Source organism: Gilliamella sp. wkB195 (assembly GCF_001690445.1).
Taxonomy (GTDB): domain Bacteria; phylum Pseudomonadota; class Gammaproteobacteria; order Enterobacterales; family Orbaceae; genus Gilliamella; species Gilliamella apicola_E.
Genome location: NZ_LZGP01000037.1, coordinates 16,446 through 41,757, shown reverse-complemented (window position 1 = coordinate 41,757; position 25,312 = coordinate 16,446). Strand labels below are relative to the sequence as shown.

Here is a 25,312-nt window from a genome sequence, read left to right as displayed (position 1 = left end):
CTAATAAATAATATTAAGGGAAGAATGTGTCAAAAGCGGTAATTAAGACAGAGACTTCCCTACGCTGGCATGATCCAGATCAGGTTCAACGGGTAAATTCTCAGTTTTTTGCTCTAACAAAAAACACCCCGAGTCTAAATAACAAATTTGGATAAAATTGAATCTATTATGAACTGAGTTTAAAAATTAAACAAGTTATTGTAATAATCTTTCTATATCACTAATGGCTCGTCTATCCGGTAAGAAAATTATTAAATGATCGCCATCTTCAATCATTAAATCCGTATTTACTATAATTACATCTTCACCACGAACCACGGCACCAATCGTAGCACCTGAAGGTAATTTTAAACTGTTAATATTTTTACCGACTAATTTTGAATTTTCCGCTTCACCACGAGCAACTACTTCGACAATTTCCGATTCACCTTGGCGTAATGAGACAACTTTAACTACACCCGTTTGCCTAACATGGCTTAGTAGTTCTGAAATAGTGGCATGTTGTGGTGAAATCGCGATATCAATAACACTATCGTTAATCAATTCTAAGTAGGCTTGTCGCTGGATAAGAACGATGACTTTTTTTGCCCCCATTCTTTTTGCCAGCATAGATGACATAATATTGGCTTCATCATCGCTAGTGACCGCCACAAACAGATCGGTTAACTCGACTTGCTCTTGTGATAATAATTCTTGGTCTGATGATTCACCATGTAACACGGTGGTATTAACTAACTGCTCAGCTATTAATTCAGCTTTTTCTGCATTACGTTCAATCAACTTAACTTGATAATCATTCTCTAAACGTTTAGCTAAAGCAATGGCAACGCCACCACCACCGCTAATAATAATACGTTTATAAGGTTTTTCTAGCCGTTGTAGTTCACTGGTTACAGCTTTAATGTTAAGAGGAGGGGTAATAAAATAAACCATGTCTCCAGCTTCAATTAAAGTCGAACCTATTGGGCGAATAAAACGATTTTGACGATAAATAGCAACAACACGCGCTTCGACATGTGGTAAATGCTCTTTAAGTTCGGATAGTTCGCTCCCCACTAACGCACCACCGTAATAAGCGGTTACAGCAACCAAACAGACACGATTATCATAAAACGAAGCAAACTGTAGAGCACCAGGATATTGAACTAATTGGCTAATATGATTTGTAATTAAGTTTTCAGGAGCAATAATATGATCGATGTTGATACAATCTTTATTGAAGAATGGGTATCTTTCATCGTTATATTCAGGAGCACGGATTCTAGCAACTTTTTGTGGAATATTAAACATCACATGCCCAATCTGACAAGCCATCATATTTACTTCATCAGAATTGGTAACGGCAACTAACATATCGGCTGATTCCGCGCCAGCACTCTCTAATACTTGTGGGTAAGATGATTTACCGCAAATGACTTGTAAATCAAAACGCTCTTGCAAAGATTGCAATTTATCATGATCTTCATCAACGACAGTCACATCGTTCTGCTTTTCAGTTACTAAATATTCAGCAAGTGCACTACCAGTTTGGCCTGCACCAAGAATGATAATTTTCATAATAAACCTATTATAATCAAAAGGCCTCAACCTAACTCATTATTAGAACAATAGAGCTCATATCAATTAAAGCCGTTTGATATTGTTTAGTAATAATCGCAATCTTATTTTAGATTATACAAAACCGATTGCATCATAAACCTTCTTCAACGTAGGCTCTGCTTTAGCGCGAGCTTTTTGTGCTCCTTCTTGCATAATTGAAAGAAGATAATTTTCATCATCTCGATATTGATGATATTTTGCTTGTAAACCGGTTAACATCTCGATAACTTGATTCGCCACCTCGGTTTTTAGATGACCATACATTTTGCCTTCAAACTCTTTTTCAAGTTCAGCAATCGGCTTACCTGTAATACCTGTCAAAATATCTAACAGATTTGAAACACCGGCTTTGTTTTTTGAATCATAACGTACAACAGGTGGTTCGTCTGAATCGGTCATTGCCCGTTTAATCTTCTTCTCGACATCTTTCGGATTCTCAAGTAAACCAATAACATTGTTACGATTCTCATCTGATTTAGACATCTTTTTGGTTGGATCTTGTAAAGACATCACACGAGCACCTACTTTAGAAATAAACGGCTCAGGAACAGTAAAAATATCGCCATAAAGTGCATTAAAACGCATAGCGATATCACGTGATAACTCGAGATGTTGTTTCTGGTCATCACCTACAGGAACTAAATTAGCTTGATATAACAAAATATCAGCAGCCATTAATACTGGATAATCAAATAGCCCGGCGTTAATATTTTCAGAGTGACGAGATGACTTATCTTTAAACTGCGTCATACGGCTCAGTTCACCAAAATAAGTATAACAGTTCAACGCCCAACCTAATTCAGCGTGAGCTGGTACTTGTGATTGAACAAAAATAGTACTTTTTTGTGGATCGATACCACAGGCCAAATAAAGCGCTAACGTATCAAGTGTTGCTTTTCGCAACTTATTAGGATCTTGACGGACCGTGATCGCATGTTGATTGACAATACAATAAACGCAATCATATTCATTTTGCAAAGACACCCAATTCTTCAAAGCCCCTAAATAGTTGCCTAATGTTAGTTCTCCTGATGGCTGAGCGCCACTAAATACAATTGGTTTACTCATAATTTATTCCTAATTTATACTCATTATTTTTTTGCATCAGCCTTTGGCTGAGGTAATAAGGTTAAAATATCTTTAAAATCATCAAATAAAAAATCAGGCTTGCTAGATGCAATCGACACCCCATAATTATAACCATAACTTAATGCTACAGTCGGGCAATTAGCATTTTTAGCAGCAGTAATATCATTCTTTGAATCACCAACAAACAGCAACTGATCACTAAACAATCCAAAGGTTGCCATGACTTGATAAAGTGGGGCAGGGTGTGGTTTCAACTTAATCACATCACCACCACCAAGTACCAATGAAAAGTATTCTTTAATACCTAATGACGTCAATAAAGCAGGTAAAAATTGTGCAGGTTTATTGGTAACTAAAGCTAAGGGATAATGATTTTCATAAAGCGTTTTTAAGGTTTCTTTAACATGCGGGAATAGCGTTGTTTGCTCATCCATAACCTTATCATAATGATGATTAAACAACTGTTTCGCTTTATTGAAATCCTCTTTAGACGGATTGCGACCAATCACGTTGAATACGCGTTCGAGCATGACATCAATGCCATTACCGACCATGTTTTTTACTTGCTCATTAGTAACGGTGGGTAACTCCAAATCTGCTAACATCTTTTGTGCAGCTAAGGCAAGGCCAGGCACACTATCGACTAAAGTTCCATCTAAATCGAAAGCAATAGCTTGAATATCATTTAACTTAGCCATGGTTAACACCTTCTAATTCTTTACGCATTGCATCAATTACGGCTTTATAATCCGGTTGACCAAATATTGCCGAACCAGCAACAAACATATCAGCACCCGCTCTGGCAATTTCAGCGATATTATCAACTTTAACACCACCATCAATTTCTAAACGAATCTTTCTGTCAGACTCAATAATGCGCTGTTTAACTTGTTGCAATTTTTTTAGAGTACTTGGTATAAATGATTGTCCACCAAAACCTGGATTAACGCTCATTAATAAAATAATGTCGACTTTATCCATCACATAATCCAAATAATCTAACGGCGTTGCAGGATTAAGTACAATTCCTGCACTGCAACCATGATCTTTAATTAATTGCAAAGAACGGTCAAGGTGAATAGTAGCTTCAGGGTGAATAGAGATATTAGTTGCGCCAGCTTTGGCAAATGAGGTAATTAAATCTTCAACCGGCGAAACCATCAAATGAACATCAATCGGAGCCTTAATACCATAATCACGAAGAGCCTTACAAAACATACTACCCATCGTCAAATTTGGTACAAAATGGTTATCCATTACATCAAAATGGACAACATCGGCACCAGCGTCTAATACTTTCTGCGTATCTTCTCCAAGACGAGCAAAATCAGCGGATAATATTGATGGTGCAATAATAAACTCTTTCATAACATACCTCTACTAATAAAACCTTATACATAAAATAGGTTATTTTTGGTACAAGGCTAATATTTCATCAATTTTTTTGCGTCCTTCGCCAGCACAGCTAATTGAGCGTCGCATTTCTGCACGGTAAAGATGGCGCGCTTTACTATATAACGTTCTGGTATACTCTGTATCGTGATTTGATAGTAGTACAGGAATATTTTTTTTATAAGCAATTTTTTCTGCTAATTGTGACAATCGCTTATGTTCTTCAAAACCAAAATTATTGGAATAATAAGCCGTAAAACCGATAGATTCATTTGGAGAAAGATAAGGCGGATCACAATAAATGACAGAATTGCGTTTTGCCATTTTCATTGCTTCATGATAAGGAGTACAGATAAACTCAGCTTTTTGTGCTTTTTGAGCAAAATAGTAGAGCTCCTTCTCAGGAAAATAGATAGTTTTGTAACGTCCAAAAGGTACATTAAAAAGCCCGCTATTATTATAGCGACATAAACCGTTATAACAGTGGCGATTCAAATAGACAAACAAAAGCGATCGTAGATATTGATCTTTACTATAATTAAAGACATCTCGTAGCTGATAAAAAGCCTCAGCTTGATTATTCTGATGATTAAATAATAGCTTAAGATCATTAATAAACTTATCAGGATTGGATTGTAATAACCTAAATAACGCAATTAGATCATGATTGATATCAGCTAAAATATAACTTTTAAAGTTTGTGTTTAAAAAAACAGAACCAGCGCCTACAAAGGGCTCAATGAGTTGGTCCCCTTCTGGTAGATATTGTTTAATTGTGTCCACAAGCTCATATTTTCCTCCAGCCCATTTTAAAAAGGCTCGTTGCTTCTTCAACGGAAACTCCTATTTTGCTGATTTTTCTTTATTAATTGTTTCACCAGATTTAATCCAAGGCTTATCTTTTTGTAGTGCACTTGGTAAAGATTTGATCGCTTTTCTGGCTTCGTCAGCAGAATCATATGTACCTTTAACTAATATATACCATTTAACATTATTTCGTTTGGTTTCATAAATTTGGTAATTAGTGAGATTATGTTCTTTAACCAATCTTTTCAAACCATCAACTGAACTAGAAGAACTAAGTTGAATTGAAAACTGATCATTCTTAATTTTGGCAATCGAAGTTGAATTATTACCTGTTATTACACTATTATTTGAGTTAGAAACAGTAGGATTGCCTCTATCTGGATTTATTGGTTTATTTAAATTAGTTGATGAACCACTAGTATTTTGAGTTGTACTGTTACCCGTTGGTTGCAGCTCTGGTCTAGAACCCGATGTTGACTGTGTTGATGCTGGAGGTTGACTAACCCCATTATCGTGCTCATTAACATTACTATTAATTGGGGCTGGTGGCACAGGTGCAGAATTTTGTTGACCTTGCGCTAACGCCCCACTATCGCCACTGATTGTTGAATCAGGCGTTTGCGTCGACGAAACACCATTGACTTCAGGAGGAGTCAGTATGGTTGTTTTTTTTGAAGGACGAGATATCACAAAGCAAACCAACAAGACAATAATAGCTAAAGCTAATCCCATAATAATCAATTTTTTCTTCGAATAATGCTGAAAAAAAGTTGATATACTAAAAGAAGGCGTAGAAGACTTACTTGATTGTTCTGGTATATAACGATCATCTTTATCTACACGCATATTAACTCCTTTCAAATGGTTTATTGCCTCATGGCCAGCCGAATTTAAAAAATTGAAATTTTAAATTTGTTCTATTTTTTCAATAATATATCCAGCAACACCTTTGGCACTTTGCTCATCAGTTTTAATCGTAATATCAGCGATCTCTTCGTAAAGTGGATCACGCTCTTCGGCTAATTCTTCGTAAAGTTCACGGGGAGTATTGCCACCTTGTAATAAAGGACGACGCTTATCTTTCTGGGTTCTTGCCATCTGTTTTTCTATTGTAGTTTCTAAATAAACTACAATACCGCGAGCTGATAAACGGTTACGTGTCTCTTTAGATAAAATCGAACCACCACCAGTAGCAAGAACTATACCTTGTTTTTCAGTCAACTCATTAATGACTTTCTCTTCTCTGGCTCGGAATCCGTCTTCACCTTCTAAGTCAAAAATCCATGCAATATCAGCACCTGTACGTTTCTCGATCTCTTGGTCAGAATCAAAAAATTCCATACCTAACTGTTGTGCAATTTGTCGGCCTATTGTGCTTTTTCCTGCCCCCATAGGGCCAATTAGAAAGATATTTCGCTTTTCTGCCATTGTAGTTTCATCATCTATTAATTTTGGTTAAAATTTACAACACAATATCAATTTATAATGACTTAAATAACTCATCATTTCGGTATTGAATTGTGTAACTTACTTGGATCTCCGTCTAACGACAAAAATTTAGGTCGGTAATTATCTCAATAGATAGCCCCATTTTGCAACAGGTATTTATTAATCGATTAACTAATACCTGCTTGATGCAGATCATGAATATTCAGCGCACCAACCAATTCGCCGTGATTATTTACCACAGGTGCAGCAGTAATATTATGATCATTAAATGATTTTAAAGCTTCGACCGCTTTCCAAGTTTCAGGTATTTGATGGCCTGGACTTGTCATTACATCGACAATGTTATCTTGTAATGTACCATGTTTTAGTAACAAACGACGTAAATCGCCATCTGTAAAAACGCCAACTATTTTATTATCATCTTGGCATATTGCAACTAACCCCACACCAGTACGACTTAATTCTAACATGGCATCAAGAACTGTTGCAGATTGTGGTACTCTAGGAATTAAATCACCCTTACGCATAATATCTTTTACATGATTTAATAGTTTAGCGCCTAAACTGCCAGCTGGATGTGAACGAGCAAAATCTTCTTCCTTAAATCCACGAGCTCGCATAACGGCAATTGCCAGCGCATCGCCCATCATTAACGTATTAGTTGAGCTTGAGGTTGGAGCTAATCCCATTGGACACGCTTCCTTTTCGATTGAAATATCCAGTACTGCTTGCGCAGCTAATGCTAATGGGGAATCAAGTCCACCTGTTATGGCAATAACTGGAATATTCATTGCTGCAAGAATGGGTAAAATAAATTGAAATTCCTTAGCTCGTCCTGAATAAGAAATCAAAATCACGACATCATTCTCGGTCACCATTCCTAAATCACCGTGTAATGCTTCAGATGGATGCATAAAAAATGCTGGGCTACCAGTACTGGCTAATGATGCTGCGATCTTTTTACCAATATGACCAGATTTACCAATGCCTGACACTACAACTTTGCCTTTTGTTGACAAAATTAACTGACAAGCCTTAACAAAACTCTCACCAAGCCGAGCTGGCAGCTTTTGTGCCTCATGAAGCTCAAGTTCAAGTAATTCTCGACCATATTGTAATAATTTGTCCATTTTTAGCCACTCATCAAATTAAAACTAAAAAATATATATTGATTAAATTATTAATAGTCTAGCAATTAACTATTCAATATTCAAAAGCCTTTTAGAATAAAAAGATAAGAAATAATTGAGGAGCGCACTTTTTGGAATAAAAAATGTTGAGGAACGGGGTTTTTAAAGCTTTAGAATCCCAATCCAACTTTAACTCCAAGCACGATTAATATCACGCCTAACAACTTATCAATAATCAACTGTAACTTAAAATAACGACGTTGGACAATTTGGGTTTGGAAGACGAATACAACCATCGGCCACCAAATTGCAGCTTCAAGCCAGATTATAAAAGCAACTACCAGTTTATCTACCATCGTTGAGCTGGCATTAAGTAGTTGAGTAAAGATAGCTAGAAAAAACAGCGTGGCTTTTGGATTAAGTAAATTACACAATAGCCCTTGCATAAACGCAGCTTTGGCTGTGACATTCAGTTCCAGCGCTTGTTTGGAAACATAGGCGGTGCCACTGCTTTTGGCTAGTAACGCTTTAACTCCAATCCATAACAAATAAGCGGCTCCGGCATAACGTAATGCATTATAGAGCCAAGGGGTGGCGGTGATTAATACAGCAATGCCTGCCACACAGTAACTCATATGAATGGCGATAGCACTAATTACTCCTAAACAGGTCATTAATGCTATTTTTCGGTTATAGCTTAAACTATTTTTTAAGACCAGAAAAAAATCTGGCCCGGGTGATATCATGCCTAAACAACTAATGGTTATGACCAAAATTAAGGTATCGACTGTCATTTTTGCTCTTGTGCTGCATTGTTTAACGTGGCGATGTTTGATTTATGTTGTTCGATAAATTGCTTTTTATCGAAATTTTCACCAATTAAGTAATCAGTTAAGAATTTTGCATTCGTTTTAATTTGTGCACCATTCAAAATCATTCTTGGTAAGTCGATTTGGTAAATGGTTTGGTTGGATGATTTTTGTAAATCATCACTATTCGCATTGGTTAATAAGTACAATTTGCGTTCTTTTTCCGACAATTTTTTAACGGTTTCGGTACCCGCACCCATCATTAAATGGTCAGGGAAGATATAAAATACGGTGTTGTCTAGTAAACCTTGCTCTTTTAGGTGGTTAATAAATTGCCCTAAATTGTAATCGAGAGATGCGGCTACAAAAGACATGTTGTCATGCTTTGGGCTAATAACAGAGGTCATGCGTTCATCGTTAAAGCCATTTGGTGCATGGGTTGAGACGGTCGAAACAAATAGCGCAAATGGTTTGTCATTATTTTTCATCTCTTGTATTTGCTGTTCGGCGATGTCTAATATATCTTTATCATATAACCCAAATGGCGCATTTGGGTATTTGCCTGGATAGTTTTTTTCAGATACCACTTGCATTCCAACTACTTCTGCTGTGTGGCCAATGCTCGCAAATTCAGGACCAGCCATAACGTAACGAGTTTGGTAGCCCGCTTGTTTTAACACATCGCCTAATGTGACTAATTTAGTCGAGTTAGCGTTTTTTAAAGGGGATGTTGAATGTTCACCAATTAAAAATGGTACACCGGTCATATAAGTGTACATTGAGGCGGTTGTCCAGGTACTACCTGCACTCATTGGCATATTTGGATAAAAGGTATATTGTTGCTTTAGCTGTCTTAAATTAGGCGTAATATCAGCAAAATCTAAAAATCCTTGCTCGAAAGATTCTAACGATAACACAATAATATTTTTGCCTTTTTGACTGTTTAACTGTGATTTTGCAACATAATCATTCATATTGAGCGTTTGTAATGCCTGTTCAAAGGTTGCTTTTGGCGCACAGGTGACTTGATAGATTTCATAGAGGCGACTAATTGGACCATTATGATAACTAATTGAAGCAATTGCGATGACAGCAAACGATAAGCGCCATAACAATCGGCATTTATTACGAAATAAGTTGGCTAATTTACTGATTATAAAAACTAATCCTAAAAAGACCACAATCACTAATACAGCCTGTAACTTGAAGATAAATAATCCTTCAATAATATCATTCACATTTAAATTCACGTAAAACTGATAATCAATAAATCCACCACTAAAATAGATAGAGGTGAGTTCCATAACAATGATGACGGTCATTAAGACAATGGTGAGCAGTTGCCATTTTTTTTGTTTAAAAAAAGAAGCTAAGGTAATAGTTAATATAAAAAGTGGTAATACGATTAAAGTCGAAAACGGCATAGTTAATGATACTCAGATTTTCTTAAAACGGGAATATTGCATCAGTATATACGTTTTAATCAGAAAAATAAAAATCGTAGATTGCAAGGTAATATTAATGCGTTGATTTTATTATATGTAACAAGCTTAATGATAATTATTATTGTTTGTTGTTGATAATTGAAAGCATTAGCAATAAGATAGCAACAATTATTTTATTTCCTAAAGCTGAAAGGTTTACGCTATGTTGTTACGTAGATTTGCCATTGTTTTGCTATTATCTTGTTTTTCTTATAGCTATGCTGATGTCACTTTACCGGCCCCACAAAAGAAAGAGGGTATGGGATTATTTGATAGTCTTAAAAAGCGTGCTTCAACGCCGGGTGGAGGATTTCCAACAGGTATGGTGTCTGACGATGAGCTTTCAAGTGTACTTTGGGCAGCCAGTGGCTTAAATCGAGGTAAAAACGGTTGGACAGTACCAATGGCAAGTGGTAAACCGCCTTATGTTCGCCTGTATGTTGCAAGTGAAAAAGGAACCTTTATATACGAGTGGGAAGGGCACTATCTTCGTGAGATCAATAATCAAGATATTCGTGGCGACATCGGTAAACAAAGTTTTACTAAACGTGCACCTTATATTTTTATTTTTGTGTCTGATGGTGACAATCTTAAAGATTATGATACCCAACAAGCCAATGATTTTAGTCAAATTGCTGTTGGCGCAATGAGCCAAAATGTTTATTTGTCGGCGACAGCATTAAAACTCAGCACACGTTATATCCATTCAATCAATCCTGAATTTATTAGTCAATCATTACAATTGCCAGAAAACAGCAAACCAATAGGGATTATGTTGTTAGGAAAATAAAGGAGTAGGAAGTGAAAAGGTATTTAACTTTAGTTGTTCTACTAATTGCAAGTTTAGCTGTTTTTAGTTCCCCTTCTTATGCAGCCGAAAAGAAATATGAAAGCTGGAATGCAATTATTGATGAGATGGATATCATTTTGAATGATGCCTACAACATCTATTTTATGAAAGACGTCGAAGGTGCTAAAGCCCGTGTTAACAATGCTTACTTTGGATTTTACGAAAAGCATGGCGTTGAGCGCGCAGTGATGTCTTATATTTCAGGTAAGCGCGGTACTGATACTGAATACCAGTTTGCAAAAATTAAACGATTAATGACACAAAATGCGCCGAATAAAACGGTGCGAGCAGAAATTGACGTTATTTTAAAAATGCTCCATGAAGATGCCAACGAGTTAGATGGTAAAAAAGAGAGTGGTTGGAGTGTCTTTTTGGCGTCGTTTATCATCATTTTCCGAGAAGGGTTAGAAGCGATATTGGTTATCGCGGCTATCTCTGCCTATCTTGTTCGCTCAAATAATAAACCGATGCTTAAAGTCGTTTATCTTAGTAGTTTGTTTGCGGTGTTCGCTAGTATTTTAGCGGCGATAGCGTTACATACAATTGTGGGATTAAGTGGTGCCAACCAAGAAATTATGGAAGGTTGCGCCATGTTATTGGCAACGGTAATGCTGTTCTTTATTAGTAATTGGATGCTGTCTAAGTCAGAATCCATAGCATGGAAAAACTATGTGGAAGGTAAGGTCCAAAATGCGGTTTCTACAGGCAGTAGTTTTGCTTTAGGATTTGCTGCCTTTTTAGCAGTATTTCGTGAAGGCGCAGAAACTATCATCTTCTATCAAGCCATGTTAGCAGATGCTAATGAGCATATGGATATGGTGTGGTATGGTTTGGGCGTGGGAATGATTGTATTAGCGTTTGTGTTTGTTATTATTCGCTTTGGTACGGTTAAATTGCCACTTAAACCGTTCTTTATTTGTACCAGTGCCTTAATGTATCTGATGGCGATTGCGTTTGCTGGTGGTGGTGTAAAAGAGTTGCAAGAAGCTGATATTATTCAGGTTACACCGGTCGATTTTGTTCATTCGGTTGAGATATTGGGTATCTATCCAACAGTTGAAACATTACTACCACAGTTGTTCATGGTAGTGGCAGTGATAGGGTCGATTATCTATTCCACAAAATATAAAAAGAAATAATTAATATAAAACATTAAAAACGATTAATGATTAGTGATAAATCGTAAATACATTGGTAGTAAATTGTTATTGACTAGTCATGATTTTATTGATTAGTGATCAAAAGTGAAAAACAAAATTAAGGAGTTTTCAATGAAAAAACTATTAGTCTCTGCTGGTATTTCATCAATACTTGCACTTTCTTCAATGGCTTATGCTGCTGCACCTGCACCAGGTGAAGAAAAAGGCTTCGAAGAGTTTCCAATTGGTGATGAAGTAACTGTTGGTCCTTTACACATCGGTGCAGTTTATTTCCAACCTGTTGATATGGAACCAGCTGGTATGGGTGGTTTACCTGCTTCAAAATCTGATATGCATATTGAAGCTGATATTTCAGCGGCTGAAGGTAATAACTTAGGTTTTGGTACTGGTGATTTCGTGCCTTACTTAACTGTAAAATATAAAATCCAAAAAGAAGGCAGTGATAAAGCTATCGAAGGTACTTTTATGCCTATGAATGCTTCAGATGGTCCTCACTATGGTAACAATATTAAGTTAGATGGTGCAGGCAAATATAAAGTAACCTTTACTATCGAAAACCCTGAAAAACAAGGTTATTTATTACATGTTGATAAAGAAACTGGTGTTGAAGGTCGTTTCTGGACTAAACCAATTGAAGTTTCATGGGACTTTAACTTCATCCCACGTGCATGGTAATTATTATTTTTAATTAAATTTAATTTTCAATAATTAGTTGTACTATCGGCGAGTGTCAAAACTCGCCTATATACGTTGTAATTTTTAGGCAATCATTATGCTCCAATACCTTATCAATGTTACTGATAATACTTTTGTACCTGTGATTATGTTGGCACTACTTAGTGCTGTATTTGTTCAATCAAGTAAAAAATACCTTATCACGGGATTTGTATTGGGGATGTTGTCGGCTCTTATTTATGCAATATTAAAACGAAATACGGGTTTTGCTGTTCGTGAGTTTTATGATCTTGGTGTGATTGTTACTTGGTGCATTATTGTTGTTCCATTGCTGATCTGCTTATCTTTTAGAAATTTTCTAGTTTTCATCATAGTATCTATTGCAATTGGACTTATTACAGCACAATGTTTACCGAATATTTTACTTTATCCATTTGAATTTGATGTTGGCATGGAGTCAATTTTCAATAATGATTATCTGTTTAAATGGATTGGTTACAGTTTCGCTTTATTAGTTTGTATTTTAATTGGATTGTTTATCTATCGGCTTTGCCAAAGGTTTTCAACTCGATTTATTACTGTTATTACTTCATTAGCGATTATTATTTTTACTACACAGAATATAATTAATTTTCTACAAATTTTGATTGTGCGGCGGTTTATCTCACCACAAGAATGGATGATGGAATTAGTTATTTTTGTTTTAGCTCATGTCAATTTATTTACTTTCATCTTTATGGCATTGGTGTTACTACTTACTATTTTATTATACACCAAATCCAAAACTACCTCATTAGTAGGTAGTAATCCTGCCCAAGTGCGTAAACTCAAAGCAAGTTTACGACGTGATCGCCGTACCTCATTATTATTAATGGCAGGTATTGCCATAACGGCTTATACCGTTACTCGCGCACGCTATATTCTCCAAAAAGGTGTGGAGTTATCACCCGCTGAGCCAGTTAAACCTAATGCGGATGGTTTGATTGTGATTCCATTAGATAAAATAAATGACGGCAATTTACACCGTTATGGTTATCAAGCAGTAGATGGCACCTTAATTAGATTTATTGTCATTAAGAAAAGCGAAAATGCATATGGTGTAGGTTTTGACGCTTGTGATATCTGTGGTGCAAGTGGTTATTATCAACGAGGTAATCAAGTTGTCTGTATTTTGTGTGATGTGGTAATGAATATTGCAACAATTGGTTTTTCAGGCGGTTGTAATCCAGTACCGCTTAAATATGAAATTTTAGATGGCAATATGATTATTCGTCCAGCTCATCTTGAAGCTGAAAAAAGTCGCTTTAAGTAAAGGTGTGAAAAGGAAGAAAATATGTTTCGAAGAATGTTACTTAGTGTGTTAGTTCGCCAAAAAAAGAAGCTATTTTTAATTGCCTTAACCGTTGCTTTAGGGGTTTCGCTAGCGACAGCCATGTTAAATGTGATGTTTGATGTTGGTGATAAAGTTAATCAAGAATTAAAAGCCTATGGTGCTAACTTAAATATTGTGCCCAAAAGTGCAGCGATGGTAAATGAGTTATATCAACTCGATGACAAACAAAACGCAACTCAATATATTAAGCAAGATGATTTAGTCAAGATTAAAATGATTTTCTGGGCATATAACATTGTTGATTTTGCCCCCTATTTAACGACCCAAGTGACCGTTAATGATAGACCTATTACACTAGTGGGAACATGGTTTAATAAGCATCTGACTATTCCAACTGGTGATGAAGTTGACACAGGAATGTTAGCCATGAAGTCGTGGTGGTCGATAGAAGGCAAGCCAATGAAAGATGATAACTTGCAAGGTGCCATGGTGGGTGAAACACTTGCCAAGCAATTAAATCTTAAATTAGGCGATAGTATTGAGCTAACTTCCCCAAAAATGACGCTAATTGTAAATAATATCTTTCATAGTGGTGGTCTTGAAGATAACGAGCTTTATGTATCGCTACCAGTTGCTCAAATGTTAGCGAATAAACAAGGTCTAGTTGAACGGGTTGAAGTGAGCGCTCTTACCACACCTGAAAACGATTTAGCTCGCAAAGCGGCGCAAGATCCCAATAGTTTATCGCGTGCCGAATGGGATCGATGGTACTGCACCGCTTATATCAGTTCGATTGCCTATCAGTTGGAAGAATTAATGCCCGATGTTCGGGTTAAAGCGATAATGCAAGTTGCCGACTCAGAAGGCTCTATTTTACAAAAAACACAATTATTGATGTTATTACTGACAGTGTTATCTTTGATCTGTTCGGCTTTGGCGATATCTAACTTAGTTACTGCTAACGTGATTGAACGTAGTACTGAAATTGGTTTATTAAAAGCACTAGGGGCAACTAATACCTCGGTAGCGATGTTAATTCTTAGTGAAATACTAATCATTGCTTTATTCGGTGGTATGGTCGGCTATTTTATTGGTCTTGGCTTTGCCCAAATTATTGGACAGACGGTATTTGGTTCATTTGTTGAGCCTAAAATGATTATTATCCCAATGGTATTAATTATGGTAAGTCTCATTACCTTATTAGGAAGCTTGCCGGCATTACGTATTATGATGTTCTTACGTCCAACGGATGTATTACATGGTCGGTAAGCGAGGTTAAGTGATGATAAATAAAAACCAACGCTTTATTTTAAAAACGATATTTAGCTCATTAATTCGCCGTCGTTCTCGGATTGCAATTGCCTTACTTGGTGTTGCGATTGGGGCCACAGTGTTACTAGGTATGGTGACGCTTTGTTATGATATTCCAAGACAAATGGGACAAGAGTTTCGTTCTTATGGAGCTAACTTATTGTTAATGCCAGCTAATAATCAACCGACTATATCAATAGTTGAGGTAGAAAAAGCTATTAGCGTATTACCGAAAGACAAAGTATTAGGTGTTACACCATTTCGTTATAATTCTATCCGCAGTAACCAACAGCCTTATACCATCGTTGGCACCCAATTTGATCAGGTTATTAAAACTAGTCCATATTGGAAGATAGAAGGTGAACTACCAAAAAATCCGAACGAAATTATAATTGGTACGGATATTGCCCAGTTTGCTAAACTTAGTATTGGAAGTACCATGCCAATTTCAGGAAAATCTAAAGAAAATTCTCGCTTTGATGAGGACTTAACTGTTACTGGCATCGTCAAGACAGGTCGTGCAGAAGATAATTTTATATTTATCGATCTGAACGATCTTGAAAACCTACTTGAAGAAAGCAATCAGGCCGAAGTGGTCGAAATTAGTATCACTGCAACCAAAGATGAATTGCAACACTATATTCAAACCATTAAAGATCACTCAACCACAATCGAACCGCATCTTATAAAATGGGTGACACAGTCCGAAGCATCAGTGCTCGGTAAACTGTCATCTTTACTCTACTTAGTAACCTTAGTCGTGTTAATTTTGACTATGATCTGTGTGGCCACAACCATGATGACGGTAGTAATGGAGCGTCGCAAAGAGATAGGGCTGAAAAAAGCTATTGGTGCAACCAATAAAAGTATTGCCAAAGAATTTTTAGCCGAAGGGATGATTTTAGGTATTATTGGTGGGGTGATTGGGGTTATTTGTGGTTTAATTTTTGCTCAAGTAATCAGCGCCAATGTATTTGGGCGCTCAATTGTCATTGAATTTTATTTGATACCAACAACGATTGTCATTTCGGCTGTGGTAACCATCATTGCGTGTTTGATTCCGGTAAAACGTGCACTTGAAGTTGAACCAGCATTAGTTTTACGTGGCGAATAGGATAGTAAAGTATGAATATGCTAGAAGTTAATAATGTTTCAAAGATCTATGGCTCTTTACATGCCTTGTCAGAAGTTAACTTAACCGTTGAAGAAGGTAAATGGCTATCCATTATGGGACCTTCAGGCAGTGGTAAAACCACGTTAATGAATATTATTGGTTGTATGGATAAACCGTCGCTGGGTTCAGTAATTCTAGATGGACAAGATATTACCCAACTTTCATTACCCCAACTAACGGAAATTCGGCGTGATAAAATCGGCTTAATCTTTCAACAATTTCACCTTGTATCTTATTTAACCGCATTAGAAAACGTGATGGTGGCACAATATTATCATAGCATGGTAGATGAAAAAGAAGCCTTACAAGCATTAGAGCGTGTGGGGCTTGCAGCGCGGGCCAAACATTTACCGCGTCAATTATCGGGGGGTGAACAACAACGCGTTTGTATTGCTAGGGCATTAATCAATTACCCAAAACTGATTTTAGCTGACGAGCCAACCGGTAATTTAGATGAAAGCAATGAAGCAATGGTCATGAACTTACTACATCAACTTCACGAAGAAGGAAGCACAATCATCGTTGTTACGCATTCACCGGAAGTATCAAAACATGCGCAAACAACGGTAGTTCTTGAACATGGTAAAGTAGCAAGTATTATCAATAATTAATGATTATAAGGTCTATATTTATGAAAAATCGCATTGTTTCATCTATACTATTTATCTTAATCGGAGCGTTACTTATTCTATTCCCGCTTTATATTTTACCCGTCTGCCCACTGCCGGATGTGCAATCTATGCCAGCCGATGCTATGCATTCTGCACCAATGGATGGGCACATGCACAATGCGGGTGGCAAAATCATGAAATGTTTTTGGACATCAAGGGCGGAAATTGGTATTGGTAGTTTAGTGATAGCCATTGGTGCCTTGGTATTACTTAGCCGTTCGTTATTTGTACGTATGGGATTAAGTATGGCTATAGCTTGTACTGCGGTCTTAGCAGCAGCGATTCCAACTATTTTAATTGGTGTATGTGGTAATGAAATGATGCGTTGCAATATGGGAGCTAAACCAGCATTGATATTATTGTCAGTAGTATTAGCGATTGTTGCTATTATCAATGTGATATATTTAAATAAACAAGCTAACCGCTAGTAACGGTTAGCAACTGATAAAAAGCATTAGTCAGCCTTAACACCAATTATAGAGAACTCAAACATGCAAGAAATAACTATAGCGAATTTAGCATGGCGAAATATCCAACGACGACCTTTTCGAAGTTGTTGCTTGATTATCATCATTATGCTTTTTTCCGCTACGCTATTTGGTGGTAGTGTATTGATGAAAAACCTAAGCTTAGGAATTTCAGGCATGGCTAATCGGTTAGGTGCGGACATTCTTATTGTACCTTATGGTTATGAAAAAAATCTTGAAGTCGCCTTATTACGTGGCGAACCAAGTAGCTTTTATCTAAAAGCTGACTTAATTGATAAAATCAAAGATATCAAAGGAATCGAAGCGGTCTCACCACAACTATTCATTGCTTCGTTAAGTGCTGGTTGTTGTACTTCTAAAGTTCAATTAATTGGTTTTGATCAGCAAAGTGATTTTGTAATCAAACCTTGGCTACAAACTCAGTTAGAGCAACCATTGCAAGACAATCAGGTCGTGGTAGGCAGCAAAATTACCTCAAATGTAGGTGATGAAATTAAATTTTTCAATCATCCCTTTAAAATTGCCGCTAAAATGGATAGCACAGGAATGGGCTTTGACACCTCAGTTTTTATGACCATTCCTGCTGCTCATTCGCTTATGAAAGAAGCCAATTTAATTGAAGGCGATACTGACCACTTTGCTAACTATGTGTCATCGATTTTTGTTAAAGTCGACCCTGACTATCAGTCTAAAGATATTGTTAATCAAATCATGCCCAAATATGCTATCGATTACAATATTGATTTTGTGATGACCAAAGGTATGTTAAGTAATATATCTAAATGGTTAAATGGCTTCTCAACTATTGTCTATAGCTTATCGGCAATATTTTGGGTGTTAGCGATTATTGTGATCTTTGTAATATTTTCCTCATCTCTTAATGAACGAAAACGCGAAATCAGCTTATTACGTATTCTAGGTGCATCGCGCAGTGATCTGGTTAAAATGTTACTGCGAGAATCCCTTATCATTAGTGCTTTAGGTGGCCTTGCTGGTATAGTGGTTGCTGGCGTATTAATTTATGCCTTCAGCTTATTGATATGCCAAACGATAGGTTTGCCATGTATGAATATTTCAATTACCGATGGATTAATTTATGCCTTCATCGTATTTTTGCTGACATTAATTATTGGTCCGCTGTCTAGTATTTATTCAGCATTATCATTAACTAAGTTTGATACTTATCAAACATTAAGAGAGGGTGAATAATGTTATTGGATATCAAAAACCTTCGCAAAGATTACAAGCGCGGATCACAACACTTTTCAGCGGTGAATAATGTTAGTTTTTCAATGGCACAAAGTGACTTTATCAGCATTATGGGTAAATCAGGTAGTGGTAAAACGACGCTGCTTAATATGATTGCTGGGTTGTTAACGCCTACTCAAGGTAAAATCACGATTAACGGCACCAATTTATTCGATCTTGATGACAAACAAGTATCAGCATTTCGTAATCAAAATATTGGTTACATTCCACAAGGCAGCAGTTTATTACCTAATTTAACTGCTCTGGAAAATATTCGCTTACCGTTTTCTTTAACGAAACGTGAAAACCAATCGAGCTTAAATTCTGCAATGGAACTGCTAGAAAAAGCCCAAATTAGTTATTTAAAAGATGCTTATCCAGCCAACATGTCAGGTGGTGAAATGCGTCGAATAGCTATTTTACGTGCACTAATTTGCCAGCCACAAATAGTCATTGCCGACGAACCCACCAGCGATCTTGACGATGAAAGTTCAACACAAATTATGGCATTATTAGCCGATATTCATCAACAAGGCACAGGACTCTTGATTGTTACTCATGATAATGATGTAGCAAGTTATAGCCAAAAAACGCTGAAAATGTCAGCGGGACGGTTAATCGATTAAATTCGGCTCTGTCATTACCATCAATTATAAAAACAGCGGATTACAGCCCATATCAATCATAATTTTATTTAACTTTATTAGCGGTAATCCGACTAAAGAATTTATATCATCGCCTTCAAGCTTATCGAAAAGAGTAATCCCTAACTCATCACATTTAAAACTGCCAGCACATTGTAGTGGCATCTCTTTAGCGATATAAGCGTCAATTTCGGCATCAGTTAACTGACGAAAGGTGACTTTAAACGGTTCACAAATCGTTTGCGATTGGCCTGTGTGAGTATTAATGACGGTCATTCCTGTATAAAAGTAAAACGCTTTGCCACTGCTATTTTTTAATTGTTGCTGGGCGTTTTCAATAGTGAGGGGTTTACATACAATCTTTCCATCTAAAACACCTACTTGGTCGGAACCAATAATTAAACTATCAGGATTGCTTGCCACCAATGACTGCGCTTTAGCATTAGCCAATCGTACCACCAGCTGCTGTGCACTTTCATTTGGTAGAGGTGTTTCATCACAAATCGGTGCCACACAATCGAAAGGAATAGCTAATTTTTCAAGTACTTTTTTACGTGAAAGTGATGTTGATGCTAGGATAATTTTCATTTTAACTGTTCTTGTAAAATCCATGCGGAAGGATGAGCATTAAAACCAATATGACCATAATAATCGACTGCTTGAGGTGCTGCAAGCAAAGTAATTGCACATTGATTATCGGTATGAATTTGAATCTCTTTTATCAACTGTTTACCAATACCTGATTTTTGATAAGCTTCATCAACGGCTAAATCAGCTAAATAAGTTATGTAGACAAAGTCAGTTAAACAGCGGGCAATACCGACAAGTTTCTGATCATGCCATGCGGTAATGACTAAATTAGCATTATCTAACATTGCTTGAAAACGAGGTTTATCACTTATTGGTCGACGTTCCGCCAATGAGCAGCGAGAATATAATAATGTCGCTTGTTCTATACTGGGTTTGATATCATGGCGATAAATAATATTATCCATAGTTGATCTCCATCATGATTTTGCAAAAAAGTTATTTCAATATTTTAAATTAGCGTTAGGATAACAATATTAGATTTAATTTAAAATTAGTACCATCTTAAATTAATTAAAAAAGATAAGTTTAAATGAGGAGGCGGTATGTACAAAAAAATATTAGTTCCGATTGATGTCCTTGAAGATGAACTCACTCAAAAAGTGATCCCCCATGTTGAGTGTTTAGCGAAGTTATCCAATGCGCAAGTTATCTTTTTTCATACCTTACCGGTTGCATCGGCTATTGTAAATGCTTACTCATTTGGTTTTGATGAGTTTAAAGATCAAGCAACAGTACAAACAGAGCAATGGCTACATCGCTTGATTGACTCAATTAATTTACCAAGAGAAAATTTATCTTTTTCAATTGCGTTTGGTAATCCACGAGATGAGATCTTACATCTAGCAGAAGAGATCGAGCCCGATCTAATCATCATAGGATCTAGACGCCCAAATATCTCAACACATCTACTTGGATCAAATGCTTCTGGTGTAGTGAGAGGTGCACAAACATCAGTGCTAGTAGTACGTTAATTTTTATTTTTCTGATGTCCTCCAAAAGGACATCAGTTTTTGCTCAAAATCTTCAACCTTTTTTGATTTTAAAAAAGCTTTTAAGCTCCAATATATTCACAAAAAGTAAGTGCTGGAAACGATAATAAAGAATTTATTTACTCCAAATAAGATTGTTGTGCAAAAGGTTGTCTTTTTATAAATTAGAGATAATTAATGGCATAATCTAGTGTACGCGAAGATGGAATGATGGAGTAGGGGTGTTATGCCGTCATGATTTCTCGTGGGGCTTTCCTAAAAAATTGAACATCAGAGCTAAGCTAAGATTATACCGCCTTTCGGCGGTATTTTATTATTGATGTTTAACCAGAAAACAGCAGTGGATCTGTTTATTGCGTCTGAAATCGAGCGATAAGGTTTTGTCGGTGATGTCTTGAAACGTCAGACCTAATTTTTGCATACCGTCGGCATCCATTTTGAAGCCTCGTTTGTTATTAGAAAAGACAATTACACCGTTTGGTCTTAATAATCGTTTTAAATCACTCATTAATTTAAGATGATCGCGCTGAACATCAAAAGTATCGTTCATCCGTTTAGAGTTGGAAAATGTTGGAGGATCGATAAAAATTAAATCAAACTGCTCATCAGCTTGAGATAAATAGAGCAAGCAGTCAGCCTGTATTAATCGATGATTTTTACCGGTTAAGCCATTTTGTTTTAGATTACGATCGGCCCACTCTAAATAGGTGCGTGACATATCAACTGTCGTGGTCGATTTTGCTCCACCAAGACCTGCGTAGACGGTTGCACTACCCGTGTAGGCAAATAGATTTAAAAAGTCTTTGCCTGCACTCATTTGTCCGATCATTTTTCTGGCTAAGCGGTGATCTAAAAATAAACCAGTATCCAAATAATCCACCACATTAACCCAAAACTGCGTTTTTTTGTGATTAATTGGATATTCATGGACTAAAAAATAATCCTGTTTTTGCCCAAGTTTTTGATATTGTTGTTTTCCCTTTTGCTTTTCACGGGTTTTTAGTACCAATTGATCGGCGGTTAATTTCAATACCGACATGGTAGCATTAATAATATCAAACAGTCGTTGTCGCGTTTTTTGTGGATCAATATTTTTAGGTGCAGCGTATTCTTGTACCACAATTTTATCTTTGTAACGATCGATAGCCACATTATATTCAGGCAAATCAGCATCATAAAGACGGTAACATTCAAGTTGTTCTTGGCTGGCCCATTTTTCTAATTTTTGACAATTTTTACGTAAACGATTGGCAAAGTCGGTAGCTGGTAAATTTGTTGATATGACCGCCTGATCCACTTGACGATCCGCAATCGAATAATTTTTTTGTAGACAATCTAACGGGCCATTTTTGGCTTTAAATTGTTTGTCAGCACGCATTTGTAAACAATCTAAAAGTTGTGGCGCGCCACTAAATAACGATAATCTCCACCCACCAAATTGTTGTTTAATTTGGCGACCAAGTGCTGAGTGTAAAGCTACAAGGGCTGGTTCACTTTCTAACCGTTCACCGTAAGGTGGATTGCTGATGATCATGCCATGTATATGGTGATCAAGTGGATTGGTCAATTGTGTCACATCCTGCAATGCAAACGTAATTAAATCACCAACTCCAGCTTGGACCGCATTTTGTTTGGCTCGCTCCAGTACTGTTGGGTTATTATCATAACCGATAAAAATGGTGTTAGTTTTTTTTACATTATGCTTAGCGCTGAACAGTAAGTCATTCCAAAGTGTTGGGTTAAATTCTTTCCAAGCAAAAAATCCCCATTGTTTGCGTAGCAGTCCTGGCGGGATATTAGACGCCATCATCGCAGCTTCAATCAATAACGTTCCTGAACCACACATTGGATCGATAAGTGGCTCATCAAACCGCCAGCCAGAACGGAGAATAATAGCCGCGGCTAGACTCTCTTTTAACGGTGCTTGCCCTGTTTGTTGGCGATAACCACGTTGATGTAAGCTTTCACTGCTAAGATCTAATGATAGTGTAACTCGATTTTTGCTAAGATAAGCATGTAAACGAACATCAGGATTTTGCTTTGCAACATTTGGGCGCTGATTGGTTTGTCGCATAAAGTGATCAACAATGGCATCTTTGATCTTTAGCGCACCATATTGGCTGTTACGAATAAAGTCATTAACACCAACAAAGTTGATAACAAATGAGTTATCTACCGCGAAGATATCGGTCCATTTGATATTCATCACACATGAATAAAGATCTAAATCACTATAGATGTCAAACTCGGCAATTGGCAATAAAATACGAGAGGCTAAACGAGACCACAATAACGATTGGTATATAGTTGACTCATTAGCATCAAAATAGACACCCCCCTGCGCCACCCGACAATGATTCGCCCCAATATTTTCTAACTCTTTTTTTAATAACTCTTCAAGCCCGCGTGATGTGCTGGCAAATAGCGTTTTCATGCATAATCCACTTAACAATAAAATTGCAGGCATTATACCGACTAATAACCAGAGTGGGAAATGATTGCCCTAAACAATAGCCAATCTAACCAAAAAGCAATCAAAAAAAGTTGAGGAGCGGGGTTTTTGAGCTTCAAAATCGCCCAATTTTTGACTATTCACTTAATATCCTTTTTATATTAATACTTAAAATTCATCTCTATAAATTAATATTACTCAGGGAAATAATCAATTTTCTGTTTATTTACGATACGTAAGGTTAAATCTGTAATGGCGATGATCAACGCTGAGCGGATCATTTGTTGATAACGGTTTTGGTACATGGATGATTTTAAGGTATCGACAATGCCGTTCTCTTGCGGGTTATTTAATGGAGAGTTAGGGGGAAGGATCATGTCGTGCAGTAAGCTGATTGGACCTAGGATTTCGTCATCCAGATAGGTGTAATTTTTATCGTCTTGTTCTAGCTCATCTAAAATTGCCATTAACAATTCAATATCTTCATAATCTTCACGCGTGATGATGCCTAGTGCATAAAGTAATTTCAAACAGACTGAGGTGTCATTAAGTGGGCCATTTTTGCCCACCAATGATGGAATAACAAACTTGATAGCATGAGGCTCTTTACGAAAAACCTTTAGAATCAATTGATTGACACTGTCATTAATCAAATTGATCGCAACTTTCAGCAAGCTGTGTATATCAGCTTGCTGATTGAGTTTTTCGAGGATGGTGTCTTCTGCTAATGTTTGCATTGTCACTTAAAATTGATAATTTTGCATAGCAGTATAAAGTTGTTCGATTTGGCTAACAACTGGATTATCACTTTCAATACCAGAAATATCGCAAAATGCTTGTTTTAAACCCTTGTTAGCAATTTGATTTGCCAGTTCGATTGCTTGTTCGTCGTCATCATTACGATAGTTAAGCGCAGCTGCAATACCGATAAGCAGATTTTGATTGCTAAGTTTATATTCAAATGTGCCAAGTAATGGTTTGATCAAACGATCGCCAGGACCTAGTTTGCGTATTGGTTGACGTCCTACTCGTGCGGTATCATCATGTAGATAAGGATTCTCAAATCGAGTTAGGATTTTTTCAATATAGGCTTGATGTTTGGCTGGATCAAAATCATAGCGTTTGATCAGTACTTGTCCACTTTCTTCCATGGCTCCACGTACAATTTTACGAATTTTATCGTTTAAAATCGCATCCCGAATGGTCGCAATATTGTTATAAAAACCGAGATAGGCTGTAATAGCATGTCCGGTATTTAAAGTAAATAGTTTACGCTCCACAAAGGCCATTAGGTTATCAACGGGCTCCATACCTTTGATTTGAGGGATTGTGCCAATAAATTGAGTTTTATCGACAATCCATTCAGAGAATGTTTCAACCGTCACCTCTAAAATATCACCTGTTTTAGAAGTTGCCGGTGGCACAATGCGGTCAACCGCAGAATCAACAAAACCAATATGTTCATTAACCCATTGGTGAAGATTTTCTGGTAGATACTTTACGATTTCCTGTTTGAACTGGCTCGTGCCACGTACCATGTTTTCACAAGCAATAATATTGAGTGGAGCGTTATTACCTTGAGCATGTCGAGCAATAATGCCTTGTGCCACACTTTGCGCAATGCGCGCTAAAATTTGAGGACCGACCGCAGTGGTAACTAGATCAACTTTCGCGATGTAATCAGCGACTTTAGGTGAAGTACTGTTGATGGCATCAACATTCTTCACTGTTTCGGTAACCGATTGCTCACCAACCACATTGACTGGATATTGATGGCGGCTAGCAAGTTCATCAATAACTTGTTGATTAACATCTGCAAAAGTGACGTGGACACCGGCATCAGATAATAATTTACCAATAAAACCACGACCAATATTGCCGGCGCCAAAATGTAATGCTTGCATAATAATAATCCTTAATTTTGAATCATTTTTAATCTGTTAAAACACTTCCTACCTTCGTAGGAA

At 36.8% G+C, this 25,312-nt stretch carries 26 protein-coding genes and 1 riboswitch; of the genes, 11 read left to right on the top strand and 15 right to left on the bottom strand.

Annotated features, from left to right (window positions below):
• Positions 1-39: 39 nt before the first annotated feature.
• A riboswitch (TPP riboswitch) is annotated at positions 40-141 on the bottom strand.
• A 54-nt stretch (positions 142-195) separates the two neighbouring features.
• The 10 genes from trkA to A9G08_RS10025 form a co-directional block, all read right to left on the bottom strand.
• The gene (gene trkA / locus A9G08_RS10070; protein WP_065563580.1) at positions 196-1,557 is read right to left on the bottom strand and encodes a Trk system potassium transporter TrkA; all 1,362 of its coding nucleotides are present in this window, start codon (positions 1,555-1,557) and stop codon (positions 196-198) included.
• A 114-nt stretch (positions 1,558-1,671) separates the two neighbouring features.
• Entirely contained in the window at positions 1,672-2,667 is a 996-nt protein-coding gene (gene trpS, locus A9G08_RS10065; RefSeq protein ID WP_065563579.1) for a tryptophan--tRNA ligase, read from the bottom strand.
• 23 nt (positions 2,668-2,690) lie between these two features.
• The gene (locus tag A9G08_RS10060) at positions 2,691-3,386 is read right to left on the bottom strand and encodes a phosphoglycolate phosphatase (RefSeq protein WP_065563578.1); all 696 of its coding nucleotides are present in this window, start codon (positions 3,384-3,386) and stop codon (positions 2,691-2,693) included.
• On the bottom strand, positions 3,379-4,056 hold the full coding sequence (gene rpe, locus A9G08_RS10055) for a ribulose-phosphate 3-epimerase (RefSeq protein WP_065563577.1): 678 nt from the start codon (positions 4,054-4,056) through the stop codon (positions 3,379-3,381). Before rpe ends, A9G08_RS10060 begins: the two co-directional genes overlap by 8 nt.
• A gap of 39 nt (positions 4,057-4,095) precedes the next feature.
• Positions 4,096-4,914, bottom strand: coding sequence for a Dam family site-specific DNA-(adenine-N6)-methyltransferase (locus A9G08_RS10050; protein WP_065563576.1), 819 nt, complete (start codon positions 4,912-4,914; stop codon positions 4,096-4,098).
• Between the two features lie 9 nt (positions 4,915-4,923).
• On the bottom strand, positions 4,924-5,733 hold the full coding sequence (locus tag A9G08_RS10045; protein ID WP_065563575.1) for an SPOR domain-containing protein: 810 nt from the start codon (positions 5,731-5,733) through the stop codon (positions 4,924-4,926).
• 60 nt (positions 5,734-5,793) lie between these two features.
• Complete coding sequence (gene aroK / locus A9G08_RS10040) at positions 5,794-6,315, bottom strand: shikimate kinase AroK (RefSeq protein ID WP_065563574.1); 522 nt, start codon at positions 6,313-6,315, stop codon at positions 5,794-5,796.
• A 188-nt stretch (positions 6,316-6,503) separates the two neighbouring features.
• On the bottom strand, positions 6,504-7,466 hold the full coding sequence (gene gutQ / locus A9G08_RS10035; protein WP_065563573.1) for an arabinose-5-phosphate isomerase GutQ: 963 nt from the start codon (positions 7,464-7,466) through the stop codon (positions 6,504-6,506).
• A 170-nt stretch (positions 7,467-7,636) separates the two neighbouring features.
• Positions 7,637-8,260 (bottom strand): LysE family transporter, encoded by a 624-nt coding sequence (locus A9G08_RS10030; protein ID WP_065563572.1) that lies wholly within the window; start codon positions 8,258-8,260, stop codon positions 7,637-7,639.
• Positions 8,257-9,699: an LTA synthase family protein gene (locus A9G08_RS10025; protein WP_065563571.1), complete on the bottom strand. Its 1,443-nt coding sequence runs from the start codon at positions 9,697-9,699 to the stop codon at positions 8,257-8,259. The genes A9G08_RS10030 and A9G08_RS10025 overlap by 4 nt, the downstream gene beginning before the upstream one ends.
• Positions 9,700-9,922: 223 nt before the next feature.
• On the opposite strand from A9G08_RS10025, the gene A9G08_RS10020 reads away from it, so the two are divergent.
• The 10 genes from A9G08_RS10020 (at position 9,923) to A9G08_RS09975 (ending at position 19,295) form a co-directional block, all read left to right on the top strand.
• Positions 9,923-10,549 carry a nitroreductase family protein gene (locus A9G08_RS10020; protein WP_065563570.1) on the top strand — a complete coding sequence of 209 codons (627 nt, stop codon included), beginning with the start codon at positions 9,923-9,925 and terminating at the stop codon, positions 10,547-10,549.
• Positions 10,550-10,560: 11 nt separating this feature from the next.
• Positions 10,561-11,748: an FTR1 family iron permease gene (locus tag A9G08_RS10015; protein ID WP_065563569.1), complete on the top strand. Its 1,188-nt coding sequence runs from the start codon at positions 10,561-10,563 to the stop codon at positions 11,746-11,748.
• Positions 11,749-11,880: 132 nt separating this feature from the next.
• A complete protein-coding gene (locus A9G08_RS10010) occupies positions 11,881-12,444 on the top strand; it encodes an iron transporter (RefSeq protein ID WP_065563568.1) in 564 nt (187 codons plus the stop codon).
• A 97-nt stretch (positions 12,445-12,541) separates the two neighbouring features.
• Complete coding sequence (locus A9G08_RS10005) at positions 12,542-13,756, top strand: Fe-S-containing protein (RefSeq protein WP_065563567.1); 1,215 nt, start codon at positions 12,542-12,544, stop codon at positions 13,754-13,756.
• 21 nt (positions 13,757-13,777) lie between these two features.
• A complete protein-coding gene (locus tag A9G08_RS10000; protein WP_065563566.1) occupies positions 13,778-15,046 on the top strand; it encodes an ABC transporter permease in 1,269 nt (422 codons plus the stop codon).
• A gap of 13 nt (positions 15,047-15,059) precedes the next feature.
• Positions 15,060-16,202, top strand: coding sequence for an ABC transporter permease (locus A9G08_RS09995; protein ID WP_065563565.1), 1,143 nt, complete (start codon positions 15,060-15,062; stop codon positions 16,200-16,202).
• 11 nt (positions 16,203-16,213) lie between these two features.
• On the top strand, positions 16,214-16,873 hold the full coding sequence (locus tag A9G08_RS09990) for an ABC transporter ATP-binding protein (RefSeq protein WP_065563564.1): 660 nt from the start codon (positions 16,214-16,216) through the stop codon (positions 16,871-16,873).
• Between the two features lie 20 nt (positions 16,874-16,893).
• Positions 16,894-17,361, top strand: a complete 468-nt coding sequence (locus A9G08_RS09985) for a DUF4418 family protein (RefSeq protein WP_065563563.1) — start codon at positions 16,894-16,896, stop codon at positions 17,359-17,361.
• Positions 17,362-17,424: 63 nt separating this feature from the next.
• Positions 17,425-18,630: an ABC transporter permease gene (locus A9G08_RS09980; protein WP_081299563.1), complete on the top strand. Its 1,206-nt coding sequence runs from the start codon at positions 17,425-17,427 to the stop codon at positions 18,628-18,630.
• Positions 18,630-19,295, top strand: coding sequence for an ABC transporter ATP-binding protein (locus A9G08_RS09975; RefSeq protein WP_065563561.1), 666 nt, complete (start codon positions 18,630-18,632; stop codon positions 19,293-19,295). Before A9G08_RS09980 ends, A9G08_RS09975 begins: the two co-directional genes overlap by 1 nt.
• Positions 19,296-19,319: 24 nt before the next feature.
• On the opposite strand, the gene A9G08_RS09970 is transcribed toward A9G08_RS09975, so the two are convergent.
• Positions 19,320-19,901 (bottom strand): Maf family protein, encoded by a 582-nt coding sequence (locus A9G08_RS09970; protein ID WP_065563560.1) that lies wholly within the window; start codon positions 19,899-19,901, stop codon positions 19,320-19,322.
• Complete coding sequence (locus A9G08_RS09965; RefSeq protein WP_065563559.1) at positions 19,898-20,308, bottom strand: GNAT family N-acetyltransferase; 411 nt, start codon at positions 20,306-20,308, stop codon at positions 19,898-19,900. The genes A9G08_RS09970 and A9G08_RS09965 overlap by 4 nt, the downstream gene beginning before the upstream one ends.
• Before the next feature lie 138 nt (positions 20,309-20,446).
• Here A9G08_RS09965 and A9G08_RS09960 point away from each other — a divergent pair, with 138 nt between their 5' ends.
• Positions 20,447-20,875 carry a universal stress protein gene (locus A9G08_RS09960; RefSeq protein ID WP_065563558.1) on the top strand — a complete coding sequence of 143 codons (429 nt, stop codon included), beginning with the start codon at positions 20,447-20,449 and terminating at the stop codon, positions 20,873-20,875.
• A 331-nt stretch (positions 20,876-21,206) separates the two neighbouring features.
• Here A9G08_RS09960 and rlmKL read toward each other — a convergent pair whose 3' ends face one another.
• The 3 genes from rlmKL to A9G08_RS09945 form a co-directional block, all read right to left on the bottom strand.
• Entirely contained in the window at positions 21,207-23,327 is a 2,121-nt protein-coding gene (rlmKL, locus tag A9G08_RS09955) for a bifunctional 23S rRNA (guanine(2069)-N(7))-methyltransferase RlmK/23S rRNA (guanine(2445)-N(2))-methyltransferase RlmL (protein WP_065563557.1), read from the bottom strand.
• A gap of 212 nt (positions 23,328-23,539) precedes the next feature.
• Entirely contained in the window at positions 23,540-24,082 is a 543-nt protein-coding gene (locus A9G08_RS09950) for an MltR family transcriptional regulator (RefSeq protein ID WP_065563556.1), read from the bottom strand.
• 6 nt (positions 24,083-24,088) lie between these two features.
• Complete coding sequence (locus tag A9G08_RS09945) at positions 24,089-25,249, bottom strand: mannitol-1-phosphate 5-dehydrogenase (RefSeq protein WP_065563555.1); 1,161 nt, start codon at positions 25,247-25,249, stop codon at positions 24,089-24,091.
• Positions 25,250-25,312: the final 63 nt, after the last annotated feature.

Excerpts from the sequence above, each read along its gene's own strand:
- rlmKL (WP_065563557.1), bottom strand. The coding sequence starts at position 23,327 with ATGAAAACGCTATTTGCCAGCACATCACGCGGGCTTGAAGAGTTATTA.
- A9G08_RS10030 (WP_065563572.1), bottom strand. The coding sequence starts at position 8,260 with ATGACAGTCGATACCTTAATTTTGGTCATAACCATTAGTTGTTTAGGC.
- A9G08_RS09990 (WP_065563564.1), top strand. The coding sequence starts at position 16,214 with ATGAATATGCTAGAAGTTAATAATGTTTCAAAGATCTATGGCTCTTTA.
- trkA (WP_065563580.1), bottom strand. The coding sequence starts at position 1,557 with ATGAAAATTATCATTCTTGGTGCAGGCCAAACTGGTAGTGCACTTGCT.
- A9G08_RS10000 (WP_065563566.1), top strand. The coding sequence starts at position 13,778 with ATGTTTCGAAGAATGTTACTTAGTGTGTTAGTTCGCCAAAAAAAGAAG.
- A9G08_RS10025 (WP_065563571.1), bottom strand. The coding sequence starts at position 9,699 with ATGCCGTTTTCGACTTTAATCGTATTACCACTTTTTATATTAACTATT.
- gutQ (WP_065563573.1), bottom strand. The coding sequence starts at position 7,466 with ATGGACAAATTATTACAATATGGTCGAGAATTACTTGAACTTGAGCTT.
- A9G08_RS09970 (WP_065563560.1), bottom strand. The coding sequence starts at position 19,901 with ATGAAAATTATCCTAGCATCAACATCACTTTCACGTAAAAAAGTACTT.
- trpS (WP_065563579.1), bottom strand. The coding sequence starts at position 2,667 with ATGAGTAAACCAATTGTATTTAGTGGCGCTCAGCCATCAGGAGAACTA.
- A9G08_RS09950 (WP_065563556.1), bottom strand. The coding sequence starts at position 24,082 with ATGCAAACATTAGCAGAAGACACCATCCTCGAAAAACTCAATCAGCAA.
- A9G08_RS09965 (WP_065563559.1), bottom strand. The coding sequence starts at position 20,308 with ATGGATAATATTATTTATCGCCATGATATCAAACCCAGTATAGAACAA.
- rpe (WP_065563577.1), bottom strand. The coding sequence starts at position 4,056 with ATGAAAGAGTTTATTATTGCACCATCAATATTATCCGCTGATTTTGCT.
- A9G08_RS10020 (WP_065563570.1), top strand. The coding sequence starts at position 9,923 with ATGTTGTTACGTAGATTTGCCATTGTTTTGCTATTATCTTGTTTTTCT.
- A9G08_RS09960 (WP_065563558.1), top strand. The coding sequence starts at position 20,447 with ATGTACAAAAAAATATTAGTTCCGATTGATGTCCTTGAAGATGAACTC.
- A9G08_RS10010 (WP_065563568.1), top strand. The coding sequence starts at position 11,881 with ATGAAAAAACTATTAGTCTCTGCTGGTATTTCATCAATACTTGCACTT.
- A9G08_RS09995 (WP_065563565.1), top strand. The coding sequence starts at position 15,060 with ATGATAAATAAAAACCAACGCTTTATTTTAAAAACGATATTTAGCTCA.
- A9G08_RS10060 (WP_065563578.1), bottom strand. The coding sequence starts at position 3,386 with ATGGCTAAGTTAAATGATATTCAAGCTATTGCTTTCGATTTAGATGGA.
- A9G08_RS09945 (WP_065563555.1), bottom strand. The coding sequence starts at position 25,249 with ATGCAAGCATTACATTTTGGCGCCGGCAATATTGGTCGTGGTTTTATT.
- A9G08_RS09985 (WP_065563563.1), top strand. The coding sequence starts at position 16,894 with ATGAAAAATCGCATTGTTTCATCTATACTATTTATCTTAATCGGAGCG.
- A9G08_RS10005 (WP_065563567.1), top strand. The coding sequence starts at position 12,542 with ATGCTCCAATACCTTATCAATGTTACTGATAATACTTTTGTACCTGTG.
- A9G08_RS09980 (WP_081299563.1), top strand. The coding sequence starts at position 17,425 with ATGCAAGAAATAACTATAGCGAATTTAGCATGGCGAAATATCCAACGA.
- A9G08_RS10045 (WP_065563575.1), bottom strand. The coding sequence starts at position 5,733 with ATGCGTGTAGATAAAGATGATCGTTATATACCAGAACAATCAAGTAAG.
- A9G08_RS09975 (WP_065563561.1), top strand. The coding sequence starts at position 18,630 with ATGTTATTGGATATCAAAAACCTTCGCAAAGATTACAAGCGCGGATCA.
- aroK (WP_065563574.1), bottom strand. The coding sequence starts at position 6,315 with ATGGCAGAAAAGCGAAATATCTTTCTAATTGGCCCTATGGGGGCAGGA.